This is a genomic window from Pseudomonas sp. MPC6 (genome assembly GCF_006094435.1).
In the GTDB taxonomy this organism is placed as follows: domain Bacteria; phylum Pseudomonadota; class Gammaproteobacteria; order Pseudomonadales; family Pseudomonadaceae; genus Aquipseudomonas.
The window spans coordinates 520,070-546,166 of sequence record NZ_CP034783.1 but is presented as its reverse complement, the minus strand read 5'-3'; the positions used below and the strand labels follow the sequence as shown (position 1 = coordinate 546,166).

Here is a 26,097-nt window from a genome sequence, read left to right as displayed (position 1 = left end):
AAACCTCATCAAACTCTTCAGGCGCATATCACTGCGGGTTGGCACGGGTGCTGGAAAGCAACGATTTCAGGTTGGCAGCCTTGGGCTTGACCAGCCAGAAACGACGCAGATAGTCATCGAGGTTTTCAGCGAGGTTACGACCCCACTCGCTGTCGGTTTCCTCGACGTATTCGTTCAGCACGCGTTGCAAGTGGCTGCGATAGGCTTCCATCGCCTCACCGCTGATCCGCTGGATTTCCACCAGTTCGTGGTTGACCCGGTCAACGAACGAGTTGTCCTGGTCGAGTACGTAGGCGAAACCGCCGGTCATGCCTGAGCCGAAGTTGTAACCGGTCTTGCCCAGGACGCAGACGAAACCACCGGTCATGTATTCGCAGCAGTGATCGCCAGTGCCTTCAACCACGGTGTGAGCACCGGAGTTGCGCACCGCGAAGCGCTCGCCCGCAGTCCCGGCGGCGAACAGTTTGCCACCGGTGGCGCCGTACAGGCAGGTGTTGCCGATGATGGCACTGTCCTGAGTCTTGTACACGCTACCCTTCGGCGGAACGATGACCAGTTTGCCGCCGGTCATGCCTTTGCCCACATAGTCGTTGGCATCGCCTTCCAGGTACATGTTCAAGCCGCCGGCGTTCCACACACCGAAGCTCTGACCGGCCGTCCCGTTGAAGCGGAAGGTGATCGGTGCGCTGGCCATGCCCTGATTGCCATACTTGCGTGCGATTTCACCGGAGATCCGCGCACCGATGGAACGGTCGCAGTTGCAGATATCCAGGGCGAAATCGGCGCCGCTCATGTCGTTGATGGCCGAGGTGGCCAGGTCGACCATTTTCTCGGCCAGCAGGCCTTTGTCGAACGGCGGGTTGCGCTCGACCTGGCAGAACTGAGGCTTGTCTGCCGGGATGTGATCGCTGCCGAGCAACGGGGTCAGGTCCAGGTGGTTCTGCTTGGCGGTCTGGCCTTCGAGGATTTCCAGCAGATCGGTACGGCCGATCAGCTCTTCGAGGGAGCGCACGCCCAGCTTGGCCAGCCACTCACGGGTTTCTTCGGCGACGTAGGTGAAGAAATTCACCACCATGTCGACGGTACCGATGTAGTGATCCTTGCGCAGCTTCTCGTTCTGGGTCGCAACGCCGGTGGCGCAGTTGTTCAGGTGGCAGATACGCAGGTATTTGCAACCCAGCGCGATCATTGGCGCGGTGCCGAAGCCGAAGCTTTCAGCGCCGAGGATCGCCGCCTTGATCACGTCGAGGCCGGTTTTCAGGCCGCCGTCGGTCTGCACCCGGACTTTGCCGCGCAGGTCGTTGCCACGCAGAGTCTGGTGGGTTTCGGCCAGGCCGAGCTCCCACGGTGCGCCGGCGTATTTGATCGAGGTCAGCGGCGATGCGCCGGTGCCGCCGTCGTAGCCGGAGATGGTGATCAAGTCCGCGTAGGCCTTGGCCACACCGGCGGCGATGGTGCCGACGCCCGCTTCTGCTACCAGCTTCACCGAGACCAGGGCCTTCGGGTTGACTTGTTTCAGGTCGAAAATCAGCTGCGACAAGTCTTCGATCGAGTAGATGTCGTGGTGCGGCGGTGGCGAAATCAGGGTCACGCCCGGCACTGCGTAACGCAGCTTGGCGATCAGACCGTTGACCTTGCCGCCCGGCAGCTGACCGCCTTCGCCGGGCTTGGCGCCCTGGGCGACCTTGATCTGCAGCACTTCGGCGTTGACCAGGTATTCCGGGGTCACCCCGAAACGGCCGGTCGCGACTTGCTTGATTTTCGAACTCTTGATGGTGCCGTAGCGCGCCGGGTCTTCGCCGCCTTCGCCGGAGTTGGAACGCGCACCGAGGCGGTTCATGGCTTCGGCCAGGGCTTCGTGGGCTTCCGGCGACAGCGCGCCCAACGAGATACCCGCGGAGTCGAAGCGCTTGAGCACCGATTCCAGTGGTTCGATCTCGCTGATGTCCAACGGCGTATCGAGGGTCTTGACCTTGAACAGGTCGCGGATCATCGACACCGGGCGGTTATCCACCAGCGCCGTGTATTCCTTGAACTTGCCGTAGTCGCCCTGCTGCACAGCGGCTTGCAGGGTGTTGACCACGTCCGGGTTGTAGGCGTGGTATTCGCCACCGTGGACGAACTTCAGCAATCCGCCCTGCTGGATCGGCTTGCGCGGGCTCCAGGCTTCGGCGGCCAGGGCTTTCTGCTCGGCTTCTATGTCGACGAAACGCGCGCCCTTGATACGGCTTGGCACACCACGGAAGCTCAGGTCGCAGACTTCCTCGGACAGGCCGATCGCTTCGAACAATTGTGCTCCGCGGTAGGAAGCGATGGTGGAAATGCCCATCTTCGACAGGATCTTCAGCAGGCCTTTGGTGATGCCTTTGCGGTAGTTCTTGAACACCTCATAGAGGTCGCCCAGCACTTCACCGGTACGGATCAAGTCGCCCAGCACTTCGTAGGCCAGGAACGGATAGACCGCCGAGGCGCCGAAACCGATCAACACCGCGAAGTGATGCGGATCGCGAGCGGTCGCGGTTTCCACCAGGATGTTGGAGTCGCAACGCAGGCCTTTTTCGGTCAGGCGGTGGTGCACCGCGCCGGTGGCCAGGGATGCGTGGATCGGCAACTTGCCCGGGGCGATGTGACGGTCGCTCAACACGATCTGGGTGCGACCGGCGCGAACCGCTTCTTCAGCCTGATCGGCGACGTTGCGCACCGCGGCTTCGAGGCCGACGCTCTCGTCATAGTTGAGGTCGATGATCGCGCGCTCGAAGCCCGGACGATCGAGGTTCATCAGCGAGCGCCACTTGGCCGGGGAAATGACCGGCGAGCTGAGGATCACGCGCGAGGCGTGTTCCGGCGACTCCTGGAAGATGTTGCGCTCGGCACCGAGGCAGATCTCCAGCGACATGACGATGGCTTCACGCAGCGGGTCGATCGGCGGGTTGGTCACCTGCGCGAACTGCTGGCGGAAATAGTCGTACGGCGTGCGCACGCGCTGGGACAGCACGGCCATCGGCGTATCGTCGCCCATCGAGCCAACGGCCTCGTAGCCTTGCTCGCCGAGCGGACGCAGCACCTGATCACGTTCTTCGAACGTGACCTGGTACATCTTCATGTACTGCTTGAGCTGATCGACGTCGTAGAACGCCGATCCGTGGTCGTTGTCTTCCATGGTCGCCTGGATGCGCAGGGCATTCTTGCGCAGCCATTGCTTGTACGGATGACGCGACTTCAAGCGGTTGTCGATGGCATCGGTGTCGAGGATCTGACCGGTTTCGGTGTCCACGGCAAAGATCTGGCCCGGGCCGACGCGGCCCTTGGCGATCACGTCTTCAGGCTGGTAGTTCCAGACACCGATTTCCGACGCCAGGGTGATGAAGCCGTTCTTGGTGGTGACCCAACGCGCCGGGCGCAGACCGTTACGGTCGAGCAGGCACACCGCATAGCGACCGTCGGTCATTACCACACCGGCCGGGCCGTCCCACGGTTCCATGTGCATCGAGTTGTATTCGTAGAACGCCCGCAGGTCCGGGTCCATGGTTTCGACGTTCTGCCACGCAGGCGGAATGATCATCCGCACGCCGCGGAACAGGTCGATGCCACCGGTGACCATCAGCTCGAGCATGTTGTCCATGCTGGAGGAGTCGGAACCTACACGGTTGACCAGCGGGCCGAGTTCTTCCAGATCCATCAGATCGTTGGTGAACTTGGTGCGCCGGGCCTGGGCCCAGTTGCGGTTGCCGGTGATGGTGTTGATCTCGCCGTTGTGGGCGAGGAAGCGGAACGGCTGCGCCAGCGGCCATTTTGGCAAGGTGTTGGTCGAAAAGCGCTGGTGGAACACGCAGATCGAGGTTTGCAGGCGCTGGTCGCTGAGGTCTGGATAGAAGGCGGTCAAATCCGCCGGCATCATCAGGCCTTTATAAATGATGGTCTTGTGGGAAAAGCTGCAGATGTAGTGATCGACGTCGGCGGCGTTGGCCACGGACGAGCGACGACGGGCGCTGAACAGCTTGATCGCCATGTCCTGGTCGCTCAGGCCTTCACCGCCGATGTACACCTGCTCGATCTGCGGCAGGCGCTCGAGGGCCAGGCGGCCGAGGACGCTGGTGTCGATCGGCACTTTGCGCCAGCCGACCAGCTGCAGGCCTTCCGCCAGGAGCTCGCGATTCATGTTCTCGCGAGCGGCTTCGGCTTTGACCGGATCCTGGTTGAAGAAGACCATGCCCACCGCATATTGCTTGGGCAGTTCGACGCCGAAGGTTTCCTGGGCGATGGCTCGCAGGAACGCGTCCGGCTTTTGAATCAGCAGACCGCAACCGTCACCGGTCTTGCCGTCGGCGTTGATCCCACCGCGGTGGGTCATGCAGGTCAGGGCCTCGACGGCCGTTTGCAAAAGGGTATGACTGGGCTCGCCCTGCATATGGGCTATCAGGCCGAAACCGCAGTTATCCTTGAATTCATCTGGTTGGTACAGACCTGCTTTCATAGACACTTTCTCACCAGGCTGCCCCTTATCAGGGCAAATTTCTTTTCAATTCAACCACTTGCCATCCGCGCCGAACGTACGCCAGCTTTGCAGGGGCAAAAGGGAGGTCATTGTACACACCGACACAGAGGCTCACAAATTTGACGACGAAATGTCGCAAATCTATGTCGCATTTGTGAAAGGTTTAAAGCTATCTACTGTGCTAGTCAAAACTTTTTTAATTTTGACCGCTACGACTCAAAGACTACTGTGACGCAGACACCACAAGGCACGCGGTCTGAAGAGACGGCGCGCACTTGCGGAAATTTTGAGGTGCCTGGAGTGGCGGCCTGGGTAAGGCCGCCGAATCTTCAGCGAGTTGCTGCCAGTTCCTGTTGGACGCTGGCGACAGTGCGAGGCCAAGGTTTACCAGCCTGAACCTTCGCTGGCAAGGCCTTGATGGCGCTGAGGGCTGCATCGCGGTTGGCGAAACTGCCGTAAGTGATGACGTAAAGCGGTTTGCCGTTAAGCACTTTCTTGAAATAACGGTACTCGCCGCCCTGCTCTTTCACGAAGTTTTGCGCGGACGCTTCGGAGCTGGTGCCGAGGATCTGCACCACGTAGTTGCCCGGTGCTTGTCCTGCGTACCAGGTGCCACCCGCGGCTTTGGCCACGGTGACTGGCTTGTCGGCAGGCTTGGCGGCTGCCGCGGCGGGTTTGGCTGGCACTGGGGCCGGTTTCGCAGCAGGCGCCGGAGCAGGCTTGGCCGTCGCGACTTGAGTCGGAGCAGGTGCTGGCTTGGCCGCCGATGTCGGCGCCGGACCTGGCTGCAAACCCGCAGGCGGAGCAGTCGTGGTCACGGTCGGCGGCGTGGCGCTGGAGCCTTCTAACGGCACGCCGTCGTCGCCTTCGGTGATACCGCCGGCCGCTTCGGCCAGGGGACCGCGCATGACCGGCTGCGAGTTGCCGACCAGCGGCAACGGCATCGGTTGCGAATTACCGTTGAACTCCATCGCCGGAGCACCGCTACCGTCTGGTTGCGGTGTGCCCTGGCCTGGCGGCAGTTGCGCCTGCTCGTTGGCAGGTGCGCCTGTGGTCGGTGCTTTGCTGCGACCCGGCATCAACCAGGCGGCGGCTACCGCGACCACGACGACGGCGGAAATCGCCAATACGTGTTTCTTCGGCATATTGAACCCCATACTTGGACGCTTGACCGCTGAGCGGCTGGCAATCATGGCTTCGATCATTGCATCGCGGGCAACCTGGTTGATGTTGCCAGGCCAACCGTCGGAGCTTTCGTGAATATCAGAGATCTGATTCGCGGTGAAAAGTTCGATTCCCCGCCCCGCGCCCTCGAGCCGCTGGTCCAGATATTCCCGGGTTTCTTCTTCGGTGTACGGCTGCAACTCGATGACGTGGAAACGCTCTTCCTCAAGGCTCAACGCATCAAGCTGCGCGATCAGCGAGGACTCGCCGAACAGGAACACATGCGGACGACCTTCCGGCGCACCGGCGGCCAGAGCCATCAAGGCCTCCAGCGCGGACTCGTCGACGTGCTCGGCATCATCCACCAGCAGGTAGACTTCCTGCCCCGTGAGCGCCAATTGCACCACTTGAGCCAGAATCGCACCGACCTGCGGCTGCGCAACGTTCAGCGCCTGAGCCACCTGCTGCAGCACGCCGGTTGCATCACCGGCACCCCGGGCGGAAACCACGACACTCTGCACCGACTGCTTGTTGGTACTGGCCACCAGGGCCTGACGCAACAGGGTCTTGCCACTGCCTTGCGGACCGGTGACCACCAGCAGCATCTGGCTATAGCGTGCAAGGTGATGCAGCTGGCCCAGCACCGGCTTGCGCTGGGCAGGGAAAAATTTGAAACCTGGCACCCGTGGAGCGAAAGGGTCATGGCTCAACTGGTAATGGCCGAGGAACGCCTCGTCGGCATGCAAACTAGTCATCGGGATCTTATTAACCTTTAAGCTGAGCCAGGGCGCGGTAATCCGCTCCCAGCGTGGCCTGTAGAACCTCTTTCGGATAATCGTCGGTCACCACCGCTTCGCCCATGTGGCGCAGCAGCACCAGGCGTAAACGACCGTCGATCACTTTCTTGTCAATTGCCATGTGCTCGAGGAAATCGGCTTCGGTCATCTCTTCCGGCGGGATGACCGGCAGGCCGGCGCGCTGGAACAGGCGGATGCCGCGATCGCGCTCCTGCTCGCTGATCCAGCCCAGCAGTGCGGACATGTGCAACGCCATTACGGTGCCAGCAGCAACCGCTTCGCCATGCAGCCAGACACCATAGCCCATATGGGTTTCGATGGCGTGACCGAAGGTGTGACCCAGGTTCAACGTGGCACGAACGCCGGTTTCCTTCTCGTCGGCACCGACGACCGCCGCCTTGGCCGCGCAGGAACGCTCGATGGCGTAGGTCAGGGCGACCTGATCCAGGGCGCGCAGGCGATCGACGTTTTCTTCAAGCCAGGTCAGGAACGGCTCGTCGCAGATCAGCCCGTATTTGATGACTTCCGCCAGCCCGGCGGACAGCTCGCGGGCCGGCAGGGTGTTGAGGGTGGCGGTATCGATCAGCACCACGTTCGGCTGATAGAAGGCGCCGACCATGTTCTTGCCCAGCGGATGATTGATCCCGGTCTTGCCGCCCACCGACGAGTCGACTTGCGACAGCAACGTGGTCGGGACCTGGATGAAATCGACGCCGCGCTGGTAGCAGGCGGCAGCAAAACCGGCCATGTCACCGATGACGCCGCCACCCAGGGCAATCACCGTGGTGCGCCGGTCGTGGCGCGCGGTCAGCAGGCCGTCGAAGATAAGCTGCAGGGTTTCCCAGGTCTTGAAGGCCTCACCGTCGGGCAGGATCACGGAGATGACCGAGAACGGTGCGAGGCTGCGGGTCAGACGCTCGAGATAGAGCGGCGCAACGGTCTCGTTGGAGATAATCGCCACTTGCCGTCCGCGGATATGCGGGGCCAGCAGCTCAGGCTGATCCAACAAACCTTCGCCAATATGAATCGGGTAGCTGCGCTCGCCTAGATCGACCTTGAGTGTCTGCATGTGTCCCCACAGTAAAGATGGAATCAGGCGTCCTGCCTTGAGTTAACCGATGTCTACGGCGTCTGCTGGTGTGACGCCGTTCGGCAGCCATGCGCCACAACCTTGAGCGGCCATGACAGCGCCCGAGGATAACGCATTTCGCGCCGCGCTTTAACGGGGAGGCAGCTGTTGCAAGCGCTCGAGAATATCAAGCACCACCATTCGCGGCGGTCGCTCATCGGTTTCCACCACCAGATCGGCGATTTCCCGATAAAGCGGATCGCGAATCGCCAACAGGTCCCGAAGGGTCTTGGCCGGATCGGCAGTGCGCAGCAGGGGTCGATTGCGGTCACGCGAGGTGCGACCGACCTGCTGCTCGACGGAGGCATGCAGGTATACCACCCGACCACCGGCACGCAGCGCCCGACGATTGGCTTCGCGCATGACCGCGCCGCCACCGGTCGCCAGCACCACGCCATCGCAGCCGCACAGCTCGGCAATCATCGCCTGCTCGCGGTCACGAAAGCCCGGTTCGCCTTCCTTATCGAAAATCCACGGGATATTGGCGCCGGTGCGCAATTCAATTTCCTTATCGGAATCTCTGAACGGCAGGCGCAGCTCTTTGGCCAGCAAACGGCCGATGGTGCTTTTTCCAGCCCCCATCGGTCCTACAAGAATCAAATTTCGCACAGAATCAACGACTCACAGCAATCGCCTGGTTATTCATGATACGCGGAGTGAGAAACACCAACAGCTCGGATTTTTTCTCCGAAACCACGTCACGCCGGAAAAGGCGGCCAAGATACGGCACATCGCCAAGAAATGGCACCTTATCTACAACCTTGCTCTGAGTATTTGAAAAAACGCCACCAATGACGATGGTCTCGCCGTCATTGACCAGCACCTTGGCATTGACCTCGTTTTTCTTGATCGGCGGCACATCCTGCACCTTGTTCAAGTAGTCCGGCTCGTCCTTGGTGACCTTGACCTCCATGATGATCCGGTTGTCCGGGGTGATCTGCGGCGTCACTTCCAGCGACAGCGAGGCCTCCTTGAACGACACCGACGTGGCGCCGCTGGAGCTGGCTTCCTGATAGGGAATTTCGGTGCCTTTGAGGATTTTCGCGGTTTCCTTGTCGGATGTGACCACCTTGGGCTGCGAGACGATTTCGCCGTTGCCGGTCTTCTCCATCGCGGTCAGCTCCAGGTCCAGCAACACATTGTCGGTGATGAACGCGATGCCCAGTCCCGAGGTGTTGCCGGCGGTGCCCATGTCGACGAACGGCGAGTTGGTGCTGGTACTGCCCGGCGTACCAATGGTGGTCGACGAGCCGTTGCTGACCCCGGACGTGTTCCAGTTGCCTTTGTTCTGCACCGAACCGCCCCAGCGCACGCCGAGGCTTTTGTCGTAATCGACATTGGCTTCGACGATGCGCGCCTCGATCATCACCTGCCGCACCGGAATATCCAGTTGCGCAACGATACGGCGCAGCTCGTCAAGGCGGTCCTGGGTCTGGTAGGCAATGATGTTGTTGGTGCGCTCATCGACGGTGATCGAGCCCCGTTCGTCGATTTTTGCCTCGGCACTGGTCACCGACTGGAACAGCTTGGCAATATCCGCGGCCTTGGCGTAGTTGACCTGCAGCAGCTCGCGACGCAAAGGCGCCAGTTCGGCAATCTGCTTTTGCGACTCGAGCTCCTGGCGTTCGCGCGCGGCAATCTCATCGGCGGGCGCCACCAGCAGCACGTTGCCGATCATGCGTTTATCCAGGCCTTTGGTTTTCAGCACCAGGTCCAGCGCCTGGTCCCACGGCACGTTCTGCAAACGCAGGGTGATCCCGCCCTGCACCGTGTCGCTGGCCACCAGGTTGAGGTTGGTGAAATCAGCGATCAGTTGCAGCACCGAGCGCACATCGATGTCCTGGAAATTCAGCGAGAGCTTTTCACCGGTGTAGGTGAAACGCTCGGCGTTGCGTTTTTGCAGGTCGTCGACGGTCATCGGCCGGATGCTGACCGTCAGCTTGTTGTCGGTTTGATAGGTCGAATAGTCAAACGCGCCGCTGGGCTCGATGCTGATGGTGGCCCGATCGCCCGTGGCGCTGGCATTGACGAACTGCACCGGCGTGGCGAAGTCCTTGACGTCCAGGCGCACCCGCAATGGCTCGGGCAGTTGTGTCCTGGCGAAACCGAGGATGATCTTGCCGTCGCGCTCCTGAATATCCGGGGCGATGGTGGGGTCCGACAGATCGATGACCACATTGCCTTCACCCTGGGTGCCGCGCTGGAAATCCACGCCCCGTATGGCCTTGCCCACCGGCGCATACGTCCTGGCCGGGGCTGGCGTTGCAGTGGCAGCGCGAGGCGTATTGGCGGGCCGGGGTGCGGCCTTCGCGGCGCCTTGCCCGACAACCACGAACAGGGTGTTGCCTTCGACCCGCGCGTCATACGGGGTCAATTGAGTGAGGTTGATGATCAGCCGCGTGCGGTCCTTGGCCTCCACCACCGTGGCGCTGCGGGCATTGCCGCCCCCCAGTTCGCGATTCTTGCTCTTCAGCTGACTGACTACCCCGGGCAGATCCAGCGCAATCCGTGCCGGCGATTCCGTGGTGTAGCCACGGGGCGTCGGGGGCGGTCCATCGAAGGACAACTTCAACTCGACGCGGTCTCCCGGTAACGCCGCGACATCCAGCGTCTTGAGGTTGGCCGCTGATACCATCGGCGACAGCAGCGCTATCCATAGCGAAATACCGAAGGTGGAGAAAATCCTGATCATTGTTCGAGTTCCACTATGAGTGCTCTTTCAAAGGAATGGTCCGCGGCCGCTCCAGCCAGGCGCCTTCGCCGTCCGGAACGATTTCGACCACATCGACCTGCGAGCCGCTGATGGCGACGATCCGTCCATCGTTACGTCCCAGGTAATCGCCGACTTTCAGCCGATGCACACCGCCCGCTCCGCGCAGCAGCGCAAAGGAACCCGTCGCATTGGAGAGGGTACCGACCATTTCAAACTGCTCGATGTTGAAACCTTCGAGGTATTGCTTGACCCGACCAGGGTCGGGCTTGACGTTGCGCGAGCCGTGTTTCTGACCCGTCAGATCGACTCTGGCCTGCCTGGAAAACGGGCTTCTCAGGTTGGCGGCACTGTAGGTGAATGTCGGGTATGACTGGAATATCGGGGTGGGTTCAATCTTGCCCGGCGGTCGCAGGCGCACTTCGTTCATGTAGGCATCGAGGTCACTGACGTCATTGCCGCTGCCACAACCGGCCAGGCCGGCGATGAATACCATCATCGATACACAACGAATCGGGCTCATTTTTGCAGCCCCTTGTCGTTGTAGCGGTAAGTCTTGGCCAGGATGCTCATGCGCAACCTCGGCCCGCCCTCGGGGTTGGCCGGCGCAATATCGAAGTCATGCAGGGTGACGATGCGTGGCAGTCCCGCTACGCCACTGACGAAGGTGGCCAGGTCATGGTAGGCACCGGTGACGGTGATCTGGATCGGCAGCTCGATGTAGAACTGCCGGGAGGCCTCCGGCAACAGCTTGATCTCTTCGAATTCCAGACCGCTGCCCAGGCCCGTGCGCGTGATGTCCTCCAGCAGGCCGGGCACCTCGGTGTCACTGGGCAATTGGCGCAGCAGCACGCCGAAAGAGTTCTCCATTTCCTTCATCTGCTGGGTATACAGCTCCAGATTCGCCGCCATGTGGGCTTTGCTGGCGAATTGCTCCTTGAGGGTCGACTCTTCCTCGCGCTTGAGGTCGAGGCGACCCTCCTGATCGCTGATGTAAAAGCTGTACCCCAGCGCCAGCACCAAGACCATCAGCAGGGCACCCGCCGATGCCTTGATCACCGGCGGCCAGGAACCCATGTTGTTGGTATCCAGGTCGTTGATATCGATCTTGCGCAGGCCTTCGAACCATTCGGACAGCCTCATTTGGCGCTCTCCACGGCCGGTTGAGTCTGACGTACGGTCAATTGGAAAACATTGGCCTGATCGAGCTGACCGGCGGTGGTCGCTTTGACTTCCGTGAGGCTGGGCGCATCGAACCAGTCGGACGCATCCAGGTTGCGCATCAGGTCTGATACGCGATTGTTGGATTCTGCCGCGCCTGCAATGGACAAGGTTTTGCCGACCATTTTCACTTCGGTGAAGTAAACGCCATCCGGCAAGGTACGCGCCAACTGATCGAAGATGCGCCCGCTGATGGGGCGATTGCCTTGCAGGTCCTGGATGATGCGCATGCGCTCGACCAGCTGCTGGCGACGGGCCTTGAGGTCGCTGATCTGCTTGATCCGCTCATCGACCACGGCAATCTGCTTGCCGATGTAGTCGTTACGGGCGATTTGACGATCGATGGCGCCTTTGATGACCTGGTCCGCAATCAGCACCGCCCCCACCGAACCCACCAGCACCCCGACCAGCGCCAGCAAAAAGCGCTTGCGACGCGCTTCACGCAGTTCCTCGCGCCAGGGTAAAAGATTGATCCGCGCCATCAGTCGAAACTCCTGAGGGCCAGCCCGCAGGCAATCATCAGTGCCGGGGCATCACTGGCCAGGGCACCGGCGTTGACCTTGCTGCTCAGGCTCATATCGGAGAAGGGGTTGGCCACTTGCGTGGGGGTGCCCAGTCGCTGCTCGATCAACCGGTCCAGCCCCGAGACCGACGCGGTACCGCCGGCCAGCAGAATGTGATCGACCGAGTTGTACTGACCGGAGGCGAAGAAAAACTGTAACGAGCGGGACACCTGCTGCACCAGCGCCTCGCGAAATGGCTGCAGGACCTCGCTGACGTAGTCGTCCGGCAGGCCGCCCTGTTTCTTCGCCAGCCCTGCCTGCTCGAGGGTCAAGCCATATCGTCGCTGGATTTCTTCCGTCAGCTGGCGACCGCCGAACAATTGCTCGCGGGTGTAGATGATGCGCCCATTGTGCAGCACGCTCAGCGTGGTCATGGTGGCGCCGATGTCGACCACCGCCACCGTCAGCCCCGCCTGGGAGGCCGCCATATGACGCGTCAGCAGGCCGTACGATCGCTCCAGCGCGTAGGCCTCGACGTCGACCACCCGAGCGGTCAGGCCGGCCAGCGCCAAGGCCGCTTCACGGACTTCGACGTTCTCCTTGCGACAAGCCGCCAGCAGCACATTGACCCGCTCGGGGCTGCGCGCCGACACGCCCTGGACTTCAAAGTCGATCGCGACTTCGTCCAATGGATAAGGGATGTATTGATCGGCCTCGATCTTCAGCTGGTTTTCCATCTCGTCGTCGGAAAGACCGGCATCCATCTCGATGGTCTTGGTGATCACTGCCGAACCGGCCACGGCCACGGCGACGTTCCTGAGGCTGGTCTTGGCCTTGAGCAGCACGCGTGCGAGGGCCTGACCCACGCCTTCGAGCTCGGCGATATTTTTCTCGACCACCGCACTGGGGGGCAGCGGTTCGACCGCATAGGCCTCGACCCGGTAGCGATCACCCTGGCGGCTCAATTCCAGAAGCTTGACCGACGTGGAACTGATGTCGATCCCCAGCAGCGTATTGGCCTTTTTATTGAAGAGTCCTAGCACTACCAATTCCCTATGACTTTCCGTGAGTTACGGACTCCGTAATACGCATTGCGTTCACACCACCCGTCTTGACAGCAGCGCAAATGACGCCCTTGACGGAAAAATGCTTATAATGCCCAGCGTTTTTTTCCACATTTACTTCAAGCGCGGGTCGTTCCCTGTTTACCTGAACCCTGAGCCTAATTCATTCTTTGCCTGGATATCCAAAAGCCTTGATTCGTCTGCTGAAATTTTTCGGGTGGTCCATCGTCGCCGTCTTCTGCGGACTGCTCCTTGGTCTGAGCGGCGCGTTTTTATACCTTAGTCCCGGATTGCCATCCGTGGAGACACTGAGAAGCATTCAGTTGCAGATTCCATTGCGGGTATACAGCAGCGACGACAAATTGATCGCTGAATTTGGCGAAATGCGCCGCACGCCGATCCGTTTCGCCGACATCCCGCCCAATTTCATCAATGCCTTGCTCAGCGCCGAAGACGACAATTTCGCCAACCACTACGGCGTCGATCCCGGCAGCCTGATGCGTGCCGCCACTCAGTTGATCAAGAGCGGACACATCCAGTCCGGCGGCAGCACCATCACTATGCAGGTTGCGAAGAATTTTTTCCTTACCAGCGAACGCAGCTTCTCGCGCAAGACTACTGAAATCCTCCTGGCCCTGCAGATCGAACGGCAACTGACCAAGGACGAAATCCTTGAGTTGTACGTGAACAAAATCTACCTGGGCAACCGCGCCTACGGCATCGAGGCCGCGGCGCAAGTCTATTACGGCAAGTCGATTCGAGACGTCAGCCTGGCACAAATGGCGATGATCGCCGGCCTGCCCAAGGCGCCGTCGCGCTTTAACCCACTGGCCAACCCCGTCCGCAGCAAAGAGCGTCGCGACTGGATCCTGGGGCGCATGTACAAGCTGGGCAAAATCTCCGAAGCCGACTACACCACGGCGATCAACGAACCGCTCAACGCCAGTTATCACGTACCGACTCCGGAGGTGAATGCGCCGTACATCGCGGAAATGGCCCGCGCCGAAATGGTCGGGCGCTATGGCAGCGATGCCTACACCGAAGGCTTTCGCGTGACCACCACGGTGCCGAGCAACCTGCAGGAAATGGCCAACACCGCGGTCCACGAAGGCTTGATGACCTACGATCAGCGGCATGGCTATCGTGGCCCCGAGTCACGCCTGCCGGGCAAGACCCGCGAGGCCTGGGCGACGGAACTGACTAAACAGCGCACCGTCAGCAGCCTTGAGCCGGCCATCGTCATTCACGTCGACAAGACTGGCCTGCAAGTGCTGACCCGCACCGGCGAAGAACACGTCAGCTGGGACACCATGAAATGGGCGCGGCCGTTCCTGAACACCAACAGCATGGGCCCCAATCCGAAGCAGCCCTCGGATGTGGCTCAGGTCGGTGATCTGGTTCGCGTCCAGCGCCAGCCCGACAACTCCCTGAAGTTCAGCCAGATCCCGCAAGCCCAGGGCGCACTGGTGTCCCTCGACCCGCAGAACGGCGCCATTCGCTCGCTGGTCGGCGGCTTTGCGTTCGAGCAGAGCAACTACAACCGCGCTCTGCAGGCCAAGCGTCAGCCGGGTTCGAGCTTCAAGCCGTTCGTCTACAGTGCCGCGCTGGATAACGGCTATACCGCCGCCAGCCTGGTGAACGACGCCCCGATCGTGTTTGTCGACGAATACCTGGACAAGGTCTGGCGCCCGAAGAACGACACCAACACCTTCCTCGGTCCGATCCGCATGCGAGAGGCGCTCTACAAGTCGCGCAATCTGGTGTCGATCCGCCTGCTGCAAGCGCTGGGCGTGGACCGCACCATCGACTACATCAGCAAGTTCGGCTTCAACAAGCAGGACCTGCCGCGCAACCTGTCCCTGGCCCTGGGCACCGCCACCCTGACGCCCATGGAAATCGCCACCGGCTGGAGCACCTTCGCCAACGGCGGCTACAAGATCACCCCGTACATTATCGACAAGATCGAAAGCCGCAACGGCGACACACTGTTCGTCGCCAACCCGCCAAGCGTTCCGAAAGGCGATGCAGTCAGCAACGGCATCGCGGCACCGGCACCGGCTGCAGACGCGTTCACCGTCAGCGCAACGCCAGGCGACACCCTGACTGCCCAGCCAGTGCCGCCCACCCCGGCCGTGGCCGAACGCATTGTCGACGGCCGCACCACGTTCATCCTCAACAGCATGCTCGAGGACGTCATCAAACGCGGCACCGGCCGCCGCGCCCTGGCATTGGGGCGCAGTGACATTGCGGGCAAGACCGGCACCACCAACGAATCCAAGGACGCCTGGTTCTCCGGCTACAACGCTGACTACGTGACCACCGTCTGGACCGGCTTCGACCAGCCTGAAAGCCTGGGTCGCCGGGAGTACGGCGGCACTGTCGCGCTGCCGATCTGGATGAGCTACATGGGCGCCGCGCTCAAGGACAAGCCGCCGCATACGCAGCGAGAACCGGAAGGCATCCTCAGCCTGCGCGTCGACCCGATCAGTGGCCGTGCAGCCTCCCCAGGCACGCCAGGCGCCTACTTCGAACTGTTCAAGGCCGAGGACACGCCACCGTCGGGTAACGAGCTGGGCAACGGCAATGCGCCGGGCAGCCCGCTGCCCGCGGATGAAGGGGCGCCGATCGATTTGTTCTGATCGCACAGCCCATCAAAAAGCCCCGCCTTCGGGAGAAGCGCGGGGCTTTTTTCATATGGATTATTGCTGCAGCCTGAAGATGGTCGTCGCCTATCAGGCCGCCTTCGCTGGCAAGCCAGCTCCTACACCCCTGTAGGAGCTGGCTTGCCAGCGAAGAGGCCCTCACAAACGACACAAACCTCTCAGACATAAAAAAAAAGCCCCGACTCATACGAATCGGGGCTTTCGGTTGAAGCGCTACAACGACTTAACCGTTGAACACATCATCCACGCTTTTCAGCGGGTAGTTCTTCGGATACGGCAAGGTCGCCACACCGGTCTCGATCGCAGCCTTGGCCACGGCATCGGAGATCAGGGTGATCAGGCGGGCATCCATTGGTTTCGGAATGATGTACTCACGACCGAATTCCAGCTTGATGCCGCCATAGGCGTCGCACACTTCCTGAGGCACTGGCAGTTTGGCCAGTTCACGCAGGGCGTTGGCCGCAGCCACTTTCATTTCTTCGTTGATGCGCTTGGCGCGAACGTCCAGGGCACCGCGGAAGATGAACGGGAAGCCCAGTACGTTGTTGACCTGGTTCGGGTAGTCCGAACGGCCGGTGGCCATGATCACGTCGTCGCGGGTGGCATGCGCCAGTTCCGGGGAGATTTCCGGATCCGGGTTCGAGCACGCGAACACGATCGGGTTGGCCGCCATGGATTTCAAGCCTTCAGCGCTCAGCAGGTTCGGACCGGACAGGCCTACGAACACGTCAGCGCCTTCCAGCGCGTCAGCCAGGGTGCGTTTCTCGGTCGCGTGAGCGAAGACAGCCTTGTACTGGTTCAGGTCGTCACGGCCGGAGTGGATCACGCCGGTGCGGTCAACCATGTAGATGTTTTCGATGTTGGCGCCCATGCTCACCAGCAATTTCATGCAGGAGATGGCGGCAGCACCGGCGCCCAGGCAGACGATCTTGGCGTCAGCCAGGGTTTTGCCAGCGATTTCCAGGGCGTTGATCATGCCGGCCGCGGTCACGATCGCGGTGCCGTGCTGGTCATCGTGGAAGACCGGAATGTCGCACTGTTCGATCAGGGCGCGTTCGATCTCAAAGCACTCGGGTGCCTTGATGTCTTCCAGGTTGATGCCACCAAACGTGATGGAGATGCGCTTGACGGTGTCGATGAAAGCTTGCGGGCTTTCGGAGTCGACTTCGATGTCGAAAACGTCGATGCCGGCGAAGCGCTTGAACAGCACGCCTTTACCTTCCATCACTGGCTTGGAAGCCAATGGGCCGAGGTTACCCAGGCCGAGAATCGCTGTGCCATCGGAAATGACTGCAACCAGATTGCCCTTGCCGGTGTATTTGTAGGCCAGTTCAGGATCGCGGGCGATTTCGCGTACTGGTTCGGCTACGCCGGGGCTGTAGGCCAGCGATAGGTCGCGGGCGGTAGCGGTGGCCTTGGTGAGCTCGACACTCAGCTTCCCTGGACGAGGATGGGCGTGATATTCGAGAGCGGCAGTTTTCAGATCAGACATGTGGGCATTCCGCTTTTACTGTTGGACAGACGGATCGCCGAGGATACTCGTGTCGCAAAGTCCCCACAAGACTGACCAGTCACCGCTGTCAAGCGGCCTGCCCTACGACTTTGGGCCAAGAGCCACGGAACACAAGGGATGGACTGTTCACAATCGACATAAAAAATGTCTACAATTTTTTATCAGGGTAGCGCTTGCAGCATCGCCGGATGGGTCAGTGGCAATAACCAGCGCGCCTGCCCGTTTTTGCGCCCACCGCGGCGCGAACGATCCACTACCCAGCCGCGCGCCTCGATCTGCTTGCCCTTGAGCCGCTCAAGCGCCGCCACATCGAACTGGCCAAGCATATTGGGTGCAACGCGCAATACAACTGCATCCTGCAACTCGATCCAAACCCCGCCGCGATTGCGCTGTACCTTGCTCACACGACCGCTGAGCACGGCAAAACCGGACGTGTTGATCTGCTCCGCTTTCAAAACAGTTGATTGTCGCCACACGCCCAGCCCGGCCTGACGGGCACTGCGTTCCGCGGCTTGCTGGCAGGCGACCAGATCGACATTGGGCGCGACGGCCACCTGGAATCCCAGGCCCTCAGCGAGCATTTGCGCTTCGAGGTTGGCGCCATCCGCGCTGTAGAGATGAGCCAGGGTACGGCCGTAGTTATCCTTGCTTTCCTTGCCGGGCAGCACTGCGAGCCGTCCGTCGCTGGCCGCAACCAGCGCTTCCAGGCGTTTGCGGGCCGTCACGGCGAACGGCTCGTCGGCACGGCCTTTCCTGCCCAGCTCCGGGGTATTCAAACCGATCATGCGCACACTGCGGCCATCGCTCAGGCGCAGCGTGTCGCCGTCCACCACCCGCTGCACCGTGACCGAGGCCAGGCCGTCCGGCGCCGGGCAGAAGGCCTGGGCAGCACATAGCCAAAACGCAGACACAAAAAAGGCGCCCGCAAGGGACGCCTTTTTCATCAGCAAGGTAAAGCCCATGGGGCTTTGTAACCTTACTCTGCCGCAGCAGGAGCCTTGGCTTTGCCAAACGCACCGAAACGGTCTGCGAAGCGCTGTACACGGCCGCCAGTATCCAGAGTCTTCTGCTTACCGGTGTAGAACGGGTGGCACTCGTTGCATACGTCAGTACCCAGTGGCTTGCACAGGTTCGAACGGGTTTCGAACTTGTTGCCGCAGCTGCAAGTTACTTCGATGGTTTCGTATGCTGGATGGATATCGGCTTTCATGGTGTATTCCTCAGGCTAGCGTGCCGCCACTCAACACCATTGTTGAATACCGCACGTAATTAGGCCGCGGATTCTACCAGAGGTTTCAAATCACGCAAGCTGTCCCTCACACCGACCGTCTGCTAGGCTCCCGGTCCAAAGTACATTGCTCTGTAGGAGCGAGCTTGCTCGCGAAAAAGGTACAACCGACGCCACTCAGCGGCTGGAATACCTTCGCGAGCAAGCTCGCTCCTACAGGTATTGCGTCCAGCCTTGCATTTATTGCCCGCCCAAAGAGATCCCCCCGCGTGCCCGACGCCATATTGCGCCTCGCCCTGCCCTCGCCGCTGCGCCGCCTGTTCGATTACCGTGCCCCGGCCGGCGTGCTGCGTGCCCAGTTGCATCCGGGCATGCGCCTGCGGGTGCCGTTCGGCCGACGGGAGATGATCGGGATTCTGGTGGAGGTCACCGACTCCAGCGAAGTGCCGGCAGAAAAGCTCAAACCGGCCCTGGCCCTGCTCGACGCCACACCGCCATTGCCGCCGGCGCTGTTCAAGCTGTGCCTGTGGACCTCCCAGTATTATCAACACAGCCTCGGCGATACCTTGAGCTGGGCGCTGCCGGTGTTGTTGCGCCAGGGCGAACTGGCCGAAGCGCGCCAGGAGCGTTTCTGGTCCGCTGCGCCGGGCGCCAGCCTCGATGACCCACGCATCGCCCGCGCCCCGCGCCAGCGTGAGGCCCTGGCGACCCTGGCCCAGCATCCCCACGGCGTCGCCCATCAGCTGCTGAGCAAACTGATGTTGAGCAAGGACAGCCTCGACCTGTTGCTGGCCAAAGACCTGGTACAGGTGGAAATCCGCAGGCACGCCCCCGGCGCGCGCCACGAACGCTGGCTGGCGCAACCGGAGCTGCCGCTCAATCCCGAGCAGCGTGCGGCTTATGAAGCGATTCGCGCCGGTTTCGACAGTTATCACGCGTTTTTACTGGCCGGCGTCACCGGCAGCGGCAAGACCGAAGTGTATCTGCAGCTCATTCGCGAAACTCTTGAAGCGGGCAAGCAGGCACTGGTGCTGATCCCGGAGATCAACCTCGGCCCGCAGACCCTGGCGCGCTTCGAGCAGCGTTTCAATGCACGCATCGCGCTGATCCACTCGGCGGTCAATGATCGTGAGCGCCTGGACGCCTGGCTTGCCGCGCGGGACGGCGAGGCCGACATCATTATCGGCACCCGCTCGGCGCTGTTCACCCCGATGAAGAACCCCGGCCTGATCATCATCGATGAAGAGCACGACAGCTCCTATAAACAGCAGGAGGGCCTGCGCTATCACGCTCGCGACCTGGCGTTGGTGCGGGCACGACAGGAAAATATCCCGATTGTCCTCGGCTCCGCCACCCCGTCACTGGAAAGCCTGCATAACGCCTATACCGGTCGGTACGGACTCCTGCGCCTGAATGAACGCGCCGGTGGCGCCAAGCAACCGCGCTTTCTGCGTCTCGACGTGAAAAGCCGCCCCCTGGACAGCGGCATTTCCGGGCCGATGCAGCAGGCCATCGGCCAGACACTGGCGGCGGGTCAGCAGGTGTTGGTTTTTCTCAACCGCCGCGGTTTTGCGCCGACGCTGCTGTGTCACGATTGCGGTTGGATGTCCGAATGCCAACGCTGCGATGCACGGATGACCGTGCACCAGCGCTCCGGCGAGTTGCGCTGCCACCATTGCGGCTACGTCGAACGCGTGCCCCGGCATTGCCCCAAGTGCGGGAAAGTCGACCTGCGCCCGGTAGGGGCCGGCACCGAGCGCGCCGAGGAACGCCTGGCTATTTTGTTCCCCGACGTCCCGGTGCTGCGGGTCGACCGCGACAGCACTTCACGCAAGGACGCGATGAACCAACTGTTCGCCACTATCCAGAAAGGCCATCCCTGCATTCTGGTAGGCACGCAGATGCTTGCCAAAGGGCACCACTTCCCACGGGTGACCCTGGTGTCGATACTCGATGCCGATGGCGGCCTGTTCTCCGGCGACTTCCGCGCCAGCGAACGCATGGCGCAGCTGATCGTCCAGGTCGCAGGCCGCGCAGGCCGGGCTGAAGAGCCGGGCAAGGTGATCATTCAAACCCACCTTGCAGACCATCCGCTGCTGGTGCAATTGACCGAACAGGGGTATTTCGCGTTTGCCGAGCAGGCGTTGAGCGAACGTCGCTCGGCAGGACTACCGCCGTTTGCGCACTTGGCGCTGCTGCGGGCCGAAGCGCACAAACCGGGGCAGGCCGAAGGTTTTCTCGATGAAGCGTGCAGCGAGGCCGAGCGTTTGCTGGCCGAACAGAACCTGACCGGGATCGAGCTGCTCGGGCCGGTACCGGCACCGATGGAACGACGGGCCGGGCGCTATCGTGCGCAGTTGTTGCTACAAGCGACGGCTCGCGCACCACTGCATCGACTATTAAGCAGCTGGCTGCTGATTTTGGAGCAGATGCCTGGTGGGCGGGCGGTGCGCTGGTCGTTGGATGTGGATCCGGTGGATTTGTATTGATTTCAAGATCGCCATCGAGGGCAAGCCGGTCTCGCTCCCACAACGGGCCTGTGGTGTTCATTGGTTGTGTGATCGACGCATATCCCCCTGTAGGAGCGAGCTTGCTCGCGATGGTCGTCAACGATAACGCTGCAAACCTGACACCCCGCGGCGCTCTCAGGTTATTCGCGAGCAAGCTCGCTCCTACAGCGAAAGCGGCCGAATAGTCACCACATATCCACATCCTGCCCGCTATAGTTGGCAAGCCCGCCTTCGCCACGGATAATGCCCAGTTTTTCCACCAGCGCATCGAAGCGCCGCCGCGCTTGCGGTCGAAAGAGAAGACCATGAAAGACACCATTCGCCAGCTGATCCAACAAGCCATCACCCAACTCGTCAACGAAGGTGTGTTGCCTGAAGGCCTGTCGCCGGCGATTCAGGTGGAAAACTCCCGTGACAAGACTCACGGCGATTTCGCCAGCAACATCGCGATGATGCTGGCCAAACCGGCCGGCATGAAGCCGCGCGACCTGGCCGAGAAAATCATCGCCGCGCTGCCGGCCGACGAAAACGTCTCCAAAGCCGAAATCGCCGGCCCGGGCTTCCTCAATTTCTTCCAGAACACCCAAGCCCTGGCCACTCGCCTGGATGCCGCCCTGGCCGACGCTCACATCGGCGTGCGCAAGGCGGGTGCGGCGCAGCGCACCGTAGTCGACCTGTCGGCGCCGAACCTGGCCAAAGAGATGCACGTCGGCCACTTGCGCTCGACCATCATCGGCGACGGCGTGGCGCGGGTCCTCGAGTTCCTCGGCGACGAAGTGATCCGCCAGAACCACGTTGGCGACTGGGGCACCCAGTTCGGCATGCTGATGGCGTACCTGCAGGAAAACCCGGTCACCAGCGACGAGCTGTCGGACCTGGAAAACTTCTACCGCGCGGCCAAGCAACGTTTCGATGAATCCGAAGAATTCGCCGACCGCGCTCGTGGCCTGGTGGTCAAGCTGCAAGCCGGTGACCCGGACTGCCTGGCGCTGTGGACCAAGTTCAAGGACATCTCGCTGTCCCACTGCCAGAAAATCTACGAGCTGTTGAACGTCAAACTGACCATGGCCGACGTGATGGGCGAAAGCGCCTACAACGACGACCTGATCAACGTGGTCAACGACCTCAAGGCCGCCGGCATGCTGGTCGAAAGTAACGGCGCCCAGTGCGTGTTCCTCGACGAGTTCAAGAACGCCGATGGCGACCCGCTGCCGGTGATCATCGTCAAGGCCGACGGCGGCTACCTGTATGCCACCACCGACCTGGCGGCGGTGCGTTATCGCAGCGGCAAGCTCAAGGCCGATCGCGCACTGTATTTCGTCGATCAACGTCAGGCCCTGCACTTCCAGCAAGTGTTCGCCGTGGCGCGCAAGGCCGGCTTCGTGACGCACCCGATGGAGATGGAACACATGGGCTTCGGCACCATGAACGGCGCCGACGGCCGTCCGTTCAAGACCCGTGACGGCGGCACCGTGAAGCTGATCGACCTGCTGACCGAAGCCCAGGAACGGGCCTACAACCTGGTGAAAGAGAAAAACCCGGAACTGGCTGAGGACGAACTGCGCAACATCGCCAGGGTCGTGGGCATTGGCGCGGTGAAGTACGCCGACCTGTCCAAGCATCGCACCAGCGACTACAGCTTCAACTTCGACCTGATGCTGAACTTCGAAGGCAACACCGCACCGTACCTGCTGTACGCCTACACCCGCGTGGCCGGAGTGTTCCGCAAACTCGGCAAGGATTTCAGCGAAGTCGAAGGCCAGATCGTCCTCGAGGCGGCACACGAACACGAACTGGCCGCGAAACTGGCGCAGTTCGGCGAAGTGTTGAATAACGTGTCCGACAAAGGTACGCCGCACATTCTGTGCACCTACCTGTACGATGTCGCGGGCCTGTTCTCCAGTTTCTACGAGAACTGCCCGATCCTCGGCGCCGACACCCCGGCGCAAATGCAGAGCCGCCTGCGCCTCGCCGCGCTGACCGGCCGCACTCTCAAGCAAGGCCTGGAACTCTTGGGTCTGGAAACTCTGGAGCGTATGTAAGTTGGCCGCCAAGAAAAAACCTGCACCCAAGCGTGGCGCCAGCCGTTACCAAGCTCCTGCAAAGCAACCGATTCCGGGCTGGCTGTGGATGGCCATCGGCCTCACGGTCGGCGCGTTTATCGTGTTCCTGATGAAGCTGGAACCGGGCAAGGGCAGCGAGAGCGTCAAGCGCGAGAAAATCGAGCAGCAGAAAGCCACCCGGATCGCCGAGGCCAACAAGACCCCGCCGAGCCCGACACAGCCGGTGAAGCCGAAATACGACTTCTATACCTTGCTGCCGGAATCGGAAGTGATCGTGCCGCCGGATGCGGTGCCGGAGAAAACCCTGCCGACGCCGCAAGTGCCGGCCATTCCGACCACGCCGGTGACGCCGGAGCAAGCGGCGAAGATCGATACCGCGCGGGCTCAGGCCGCACTGGCCGGGATTACTCCGCCGCCAGCGCCGCCGGTGTCCAAAGCGGCACCGGTGACCAAGTTCTTCCTGCAGGCTGGCTCGTTCCGCAAAGAAGCTGACGCGGACAAGGTTCGCGCGCAGATCATCCTGCTCGGTCAGGCGGTGGCGGTTGAATCCGGCACCGTGAAAGATGAAACCTGGTATCGGGTACTGGTCGGACCGTTCAGCAACCGCGAGCAACTGACCACCGCCCAGAAACAACTGGCCGGCAGCGGTTTCAGCAACCTGTTGTTACAACAACGCCAGAGCCGTTAAAGGACACAGCCTCAAGAGATAATAACGGGGCAAATGCTCTGGGCGGCCTGGAATACCGGGTCGCCTCCTTCGCGAGCAAGCCCGCTCCCACATTGAATCTCCGTTTGCCATAGAACCTGCAAACAACACAAATCCAGTGTGGGAGCGGGCTTGCTCGCGAATGGCGTCAGCACACGCAACACACACCTCGCCAAAACCACACCGCTCGTCCTCTCTCCCTCCCCGCAGTTGAAAAACGCATCACCACCCCCATATGAGTTGGCATAAGGCATTTTCGCCCCACTGCGTGGAGACTCTCCCTTGACCACCATCGTTTCAGTTCGCCGCCACGGCAAAGTCGTCATGGGCGGCGACGGCCAGGTTTCTCTGGGCAATACCGTGATGAAAGGCAACGCGAAGAAAGTTCGCCGCCTGTACCACGGCCAGGTGATCGCCGGCTTTGCCGGCGCCACTGCCGACGCCTTCACCCTGTTCGAGCGTTTCGAAGGCCAGCTCGAGAAACATCAGGGTCATCTGGTTCGCGCCGCCGTCGAACTCGCCAAAGAGTGGCGCACCGACCGCACCCTCAGCCGCCTCGAAGCCATGCTCGCGGTCGCCAACAAAGACGCGTCCCTGATCATTACCGGCAACGGCGACGTGGTCGAACCCGAAGAAGGGCTGATCGCCATGGGTTCCGGGGGTGGTTATGCCCAGGCCGCCGCCAGCGCGCTGCTGAAGAAAACCGATCTGTCCGCCCGGGAAATCGTCGAAACCGCACTCGGCATCGCCGGCGACATCTGTGTATTCACCAACCACACCCAGACCATTGAGGAGCAGGACTGCGCCGAGTAAGCCTGTTCAGGCCTTTGTGCCACGGCTCATTCTTGCTTGAGGTCCGCCAAATACTTATGTCCATGACTCCCCGTGAAATCGTCCACGAACTCAATCGCCATATCATCGGCCAGGACGATGCCAAGCGCGCCGTCGCCATCGCGCTGCGTAACCGCTGGCGTCGGATGCAGCTGCCTGAAGAGCTGCGCGTTGAAGTGACCCCCAAGAACATCCTGATGATCGGCCCGACCGGCGTCGGTAAAACCGAGATCGCCCGGCGCCTGGCCAAACTGGCCAACGCACCGTTCATCAAAGTCGAAGCGACCAAGTTCACCGAAGTCGGTTATGTCGGTCGCGACGTAGAATCGATCATTCGCGACCTGGCTGACGCGGCCATCAAACTGCTGCGCGAACAGGAAATCACCAAGGTTCGCCATCGCGCCGAAGACGCCGCCGAAGAACGCATCCTTGACGCCCTGTTGCCACCGGCACGCATGGGTTTCAACGAAGACGCCGCGCCGTCGGCCGATTCCAACACCCGCCAGCTGTTCCGCAAGCGCCTGCGCGAAGGTCAGCTGGACGACAAGGAGATCGAAATCGAAGTTGCCGAAGTGGTCGGCGTCGATATCTCCGCGCCGCCGGGCATGGAAGAAATGACCAACCAGTTGCAGAGCCTGTTCGCCAACATGGGCAAGGGCAAAAAGAAAAGCCGCAAGATCAAGGTCAAGGAAGCACTGAAACTGGTGCGTGACGAAGAAGCCGGTCGCCTGGTCAACGAAGAAGAGTTGAAGGCCAAGGCCCTGGAAGCGGTCGAGCAGCACGGCATCGTGTTCATCGACGAAATCGACAAGGTCGCCAAGCGCGGCAACTCCGGTGGCGTCGACGTGTCCCGTGAAGGCGTGCAGCGCGATTTGCTGCCGCTGATCGAAGGCTGCACCGTCAACACCAAGCTGGGCATGGTCAAGACCGACCACATCCTGTTCATCGCCTCCGGTGCGTTCCACTTGAGCAAGCCGAGCGACCTGGTGCCCGAGCTGCAAGGTCGCCTGCCGATTCGCGTCGAGCTGAAGGCGCTGACGCCTGAAGACTTCGAACGCATTCTCAGCGAGCCGCACGCCTCGCTCACCGAGCAGTATTGCGCTTTGCTGAAAACCGAAGGCCTGGTCATCGAATTCCAGCCGGACGGCATCAAGCGAATCGCCGAGATCGCCTGGCAGGTCAACGAGAAGACCGAGAACATCGGTGCCCGCCGCCTGCACACCCTGCTCGAGCGCCTGCTTGAAGAGGTGTCGTTCAGCGCCGGCGATCTGGCCAGCGCCCACGAGGAGAAGGCGATCCTGATCGACGCCGACTACGTCAACAACCACCTGGGCGAATTGGCGCAGAACGAAGACCTGTCCCGTTATATCCTGTAAGCCACACTTGTAGGAGCGAGCTTGCTCGCGATGAACCTGAGGGCGACGCGTGTATTCAGTAAGTACGCGTTATCGTTAACGTCCATCGCGAGCAAGCTCGCTCCTGCAGGGTTCCACCCATAAC

Annotated in this window: 18 protein-coding genes and 1 pseudogene; 7 read left to right on the top strand and 12 right to left on the bottom strand. The window is 61.3% G+C overall.

Features of this window, described 5'->3' with window-relative positions; genetic code table 11:
- Positions 1–28: 28 nt before the first annotated feature.
- The 9 genes from gltB to ELQ88_RS04450 all read right to left on the bottom strand — a co-directional run bounded on the left by gltB (position 29) and on the right by ELQ88_RS04450 (position 13,062).
- Positions 29–4,474 carry a glutamate synthase large subunit gene (gene gltB, locus ELQ88_RS04495; protein ID WP_138963865.1) on the bottom strand — a complete coding sequence of 1,482 codons (4,446 nt, stop codon included), beginning with the start codon at positions 4,472–4,474 and terminating at the stop codon, positions 29–31.
- 350 nt (positions 4,475–4,824) lie between these two features.
- On the bottom strand, positions 4,825–6,414 hold the full coding sequence (locus ELQ88_RS04485) for an AAA family ATPase (RefSeq protein WP_138963863.1): 1,590 nt from the start codon (positions 6,412–6,414) through the stop codon (positions 4,825–4,827).
- Positions 6,415–6,424: 10 nt separating this feature from the next.
- Positions 6,425–7,525: a 3-dehydroquinate synthase gene (gene aroB, locus ELQ88_RS04480; RefSeq protein WP_128872929.1), complete on the bottom strand. Its 1,101-nt coding sequence runs from the start codon at positions 7,523–7,525 to the stop codon at positions 6,425–6,427.
- Positions 7,526–7,675: 150 nt separating this feature from the next.
- Positions 7,676–8,194, bottom strand: a complete 519-nt coding sequence (gene aroK, locus ELQ88_RS04475; protein WP_128872930.1) for a shikimate kinase AroK — start codon at positions 8,192–8,194, stop codon at positions 7,676–7,678.
- A gap of 4 nt (positions 8,195–8,198) precedes the next feature.
- Positions 8,199–10,277 carry a type IV pilus secretin PilQ gene (pilQ, locus tag ELQ88_RS04470; protein ID WP_138963861.1) on the bottom strand — a complete coding sequence of 693 codons (2,079 nt, stop codon included), beginning with the start codon at positions 10,275–10,277 and terminating at the stop codon, positions 8,199–8,201.
- Positions 10,278–10,290: 13 nt separating this feature from the next.
- Positions 10,291–10,818 (bottom strand): pilus assembly protein PilP, encoded by a 528-nt coding sequence (locus tag ELQ88_RS04465; RefSeq protein ID WP_138963859.1) that lies wholly within the window; start codon positions 10,816–10,818, stop codon positions 10,291–10,293.
- A complete protein-coding gene (pilO, locus tag ELQ88_RS04460; RefSeq protein WP_138963857.1) occupies positions 10,815–11,438 on the bottom strand; it encodes a type 4a pilus biogenesis protein PilO in 624 nt (207 codons plus the stop codon). Before pilO ends, ELQ88_RS04465 begins: the two co-directional genes overlap by 4 nt.
- Positions 11,435–11,998 carry a PilN domain-containing protein gene (locus ELQ88_RS04455; protein WP_128872934.1) on the bottom strand — a complete coding sequence of 188 codons (564 nt, stop codon included), beginning with the start codon at positions 11,996–11,998 and terminating at the stop codon, positions 11,435–11,437. The genes pilO and ELQ88_RS04455 overlap by 4 nt, the downstream gene beginning before the upstream one ends.
- Positions 11,998–13,062 (bottom strand): pilus assembly protein PilM, encoded by a 1,065-nt coding sequence (locus tag ELQ88_RS04450; protein ID WP_138963855.1) that lies wholly within the window; start codon positions 13,060–13,062, stop codon positions 11,998–12,000. Before ELQ88_RS04450 ends, ELQ88_RS04455 begins: the two co-directional genes overlap by 1 nt.
- Positions 13,063–13,274: 212 nt before the next feature.
- Here ELQ88_RS04450 and ELQ88_RS04445 point away from each other — a divergent pair, with 212 nt between their 5' ends.
- A complete protein-coding gene (locus ELQ88_RS04445) occupies positions 13,275–15,722 on the top strand; it encodes a penicillin-binding protein 1A (RefSeq protein ID WP_138963853.1) in 2,448 nt (815 codons plus the stop codon).
- Positions 15,723–15,969: 247 nt separating this feature from the next.
- Here the strand turns inward: ELQ88_RS04445 and ELQ88_RS04440 are convergent, their stop codons facing one another.
- From ELQ88_RS04440 to rpmE, 3 genes are all read right to left on the bottom strand, one after another.
- Positions 15,970–17,238: a malic enzyme-like NAD(P)-binding protein gene (locus ELQ88_RS04440; protein WP_030129218.1), complete on the bottom strand. Its 1,269-nt coding sequence runs from the start codon at positions 17,236–17,238 to the stop codon at positions 15,970–15,972.
- Between the two features lie 182 nt (positions 17,239–17,420).
- The gene (locus ELQ88_RS04435) at positions 17,421–18,221 is read right to left on the bottom strand and encodes a thermonuclease family protein (protein ID WP_138963851.1); all 801 of its coding nucleotides are present in this window, start codon (positions 18,219–18,221) and stop codon (positions 17,421–17,423) included.
- Positions 18,222–18,235: 14 nt separating this feature from the next.
- Positions 18,236–18,469, bottom strand: a complete 234-nt coding sequence (gene rpmE, locus ELQ88_RS04430; RefSeq protein WP_028621753.1) for a 50S ribosomal protein L31 — start codon at positions 18,467–18,469, stop codon at positions 18,236–18,238.
- A 287-nt stretch (positions 18,470–18,756) separates the two neighbouring features.
- Between rpmE and ELQ88_RS04425 the strand changes: the two genes are divergently transcribed.
- From ELQ88_RS04425 to hslU, 6 genes and pseudogenes are all read left to right on the top strand, one after another.
- Positions 18,757–20,976 carry a primosomal protein N' gene (locus ELQ88_RS04425; RefSeq protein ID WP_138963849.1) on the top strand — a complete coding sequence of 740 codons (2,220 nt, stop codon included), beginning with the start codon at positions 18,757–18,759 and terminating at the stop codon, positions 20,974–20,976.
- A gap of 68 nt (positions 20,977–21,044) precedes the next feature.
- Positions 21,045–21,164: pseudogene (locus tag ELQ88_RS34520) on the top strand (outer membrane lipoprotein carrier protein LolA); the annotation flags it as partial.
- A gap of 138 nt (positions 21,165–21,302) precedes the next feature.
- Positions 21,303–23,039 carry an arginine--tRNA ligase gene (argS, locus tag ELQ88_RS04420; RefSeq protein WP_128872196.1) on the top strand — a complete coding sequence of 579 codons (1,737 nt, stop codon included), beginning with the start codon at positions 21,303–21,305 and terminating at the stop codon, positions 23,037–23,039.
- Position 23,040: 1 nt separating this feature from the next.
- A complete protein-coding gene (locus ELQ88_RS04415; protein WP_128872197.1) occupies positions 23,041–23,748 on the top strand; it encodes an SPOR domain-containing protein in 708 nt (235 codons plus the stop codon).
- Between the two features lie 300 nt (positions 23,749–24,048).
- Positions 24,049–24,579, top strand: a complete 531-nt coding sequence (gene hslV / locus ELQ88_RS04410) for an ATP-dependent protease subunit HslV (RefSeq protein ID WP_007948954.1) — start codon at positions 24,049–24,051, stop codon at positions 24,577–24,579.
- 56 nt (positions 24,580–24,635) lie between these two features.
- Complete coding sequence (hslU, locus tag ELQ88_RS04405) at positions 24,636–25,973, top strand: ATP-dependent protease ATPase subunit HslU (protein ID WP_128872198.1); 1,338 nt, start codon at positions 24,636–24,638, stop codon at positions 25,971–25,973.
- Positions 25,974–26,097: the final 124 nt, after the last annotated feature.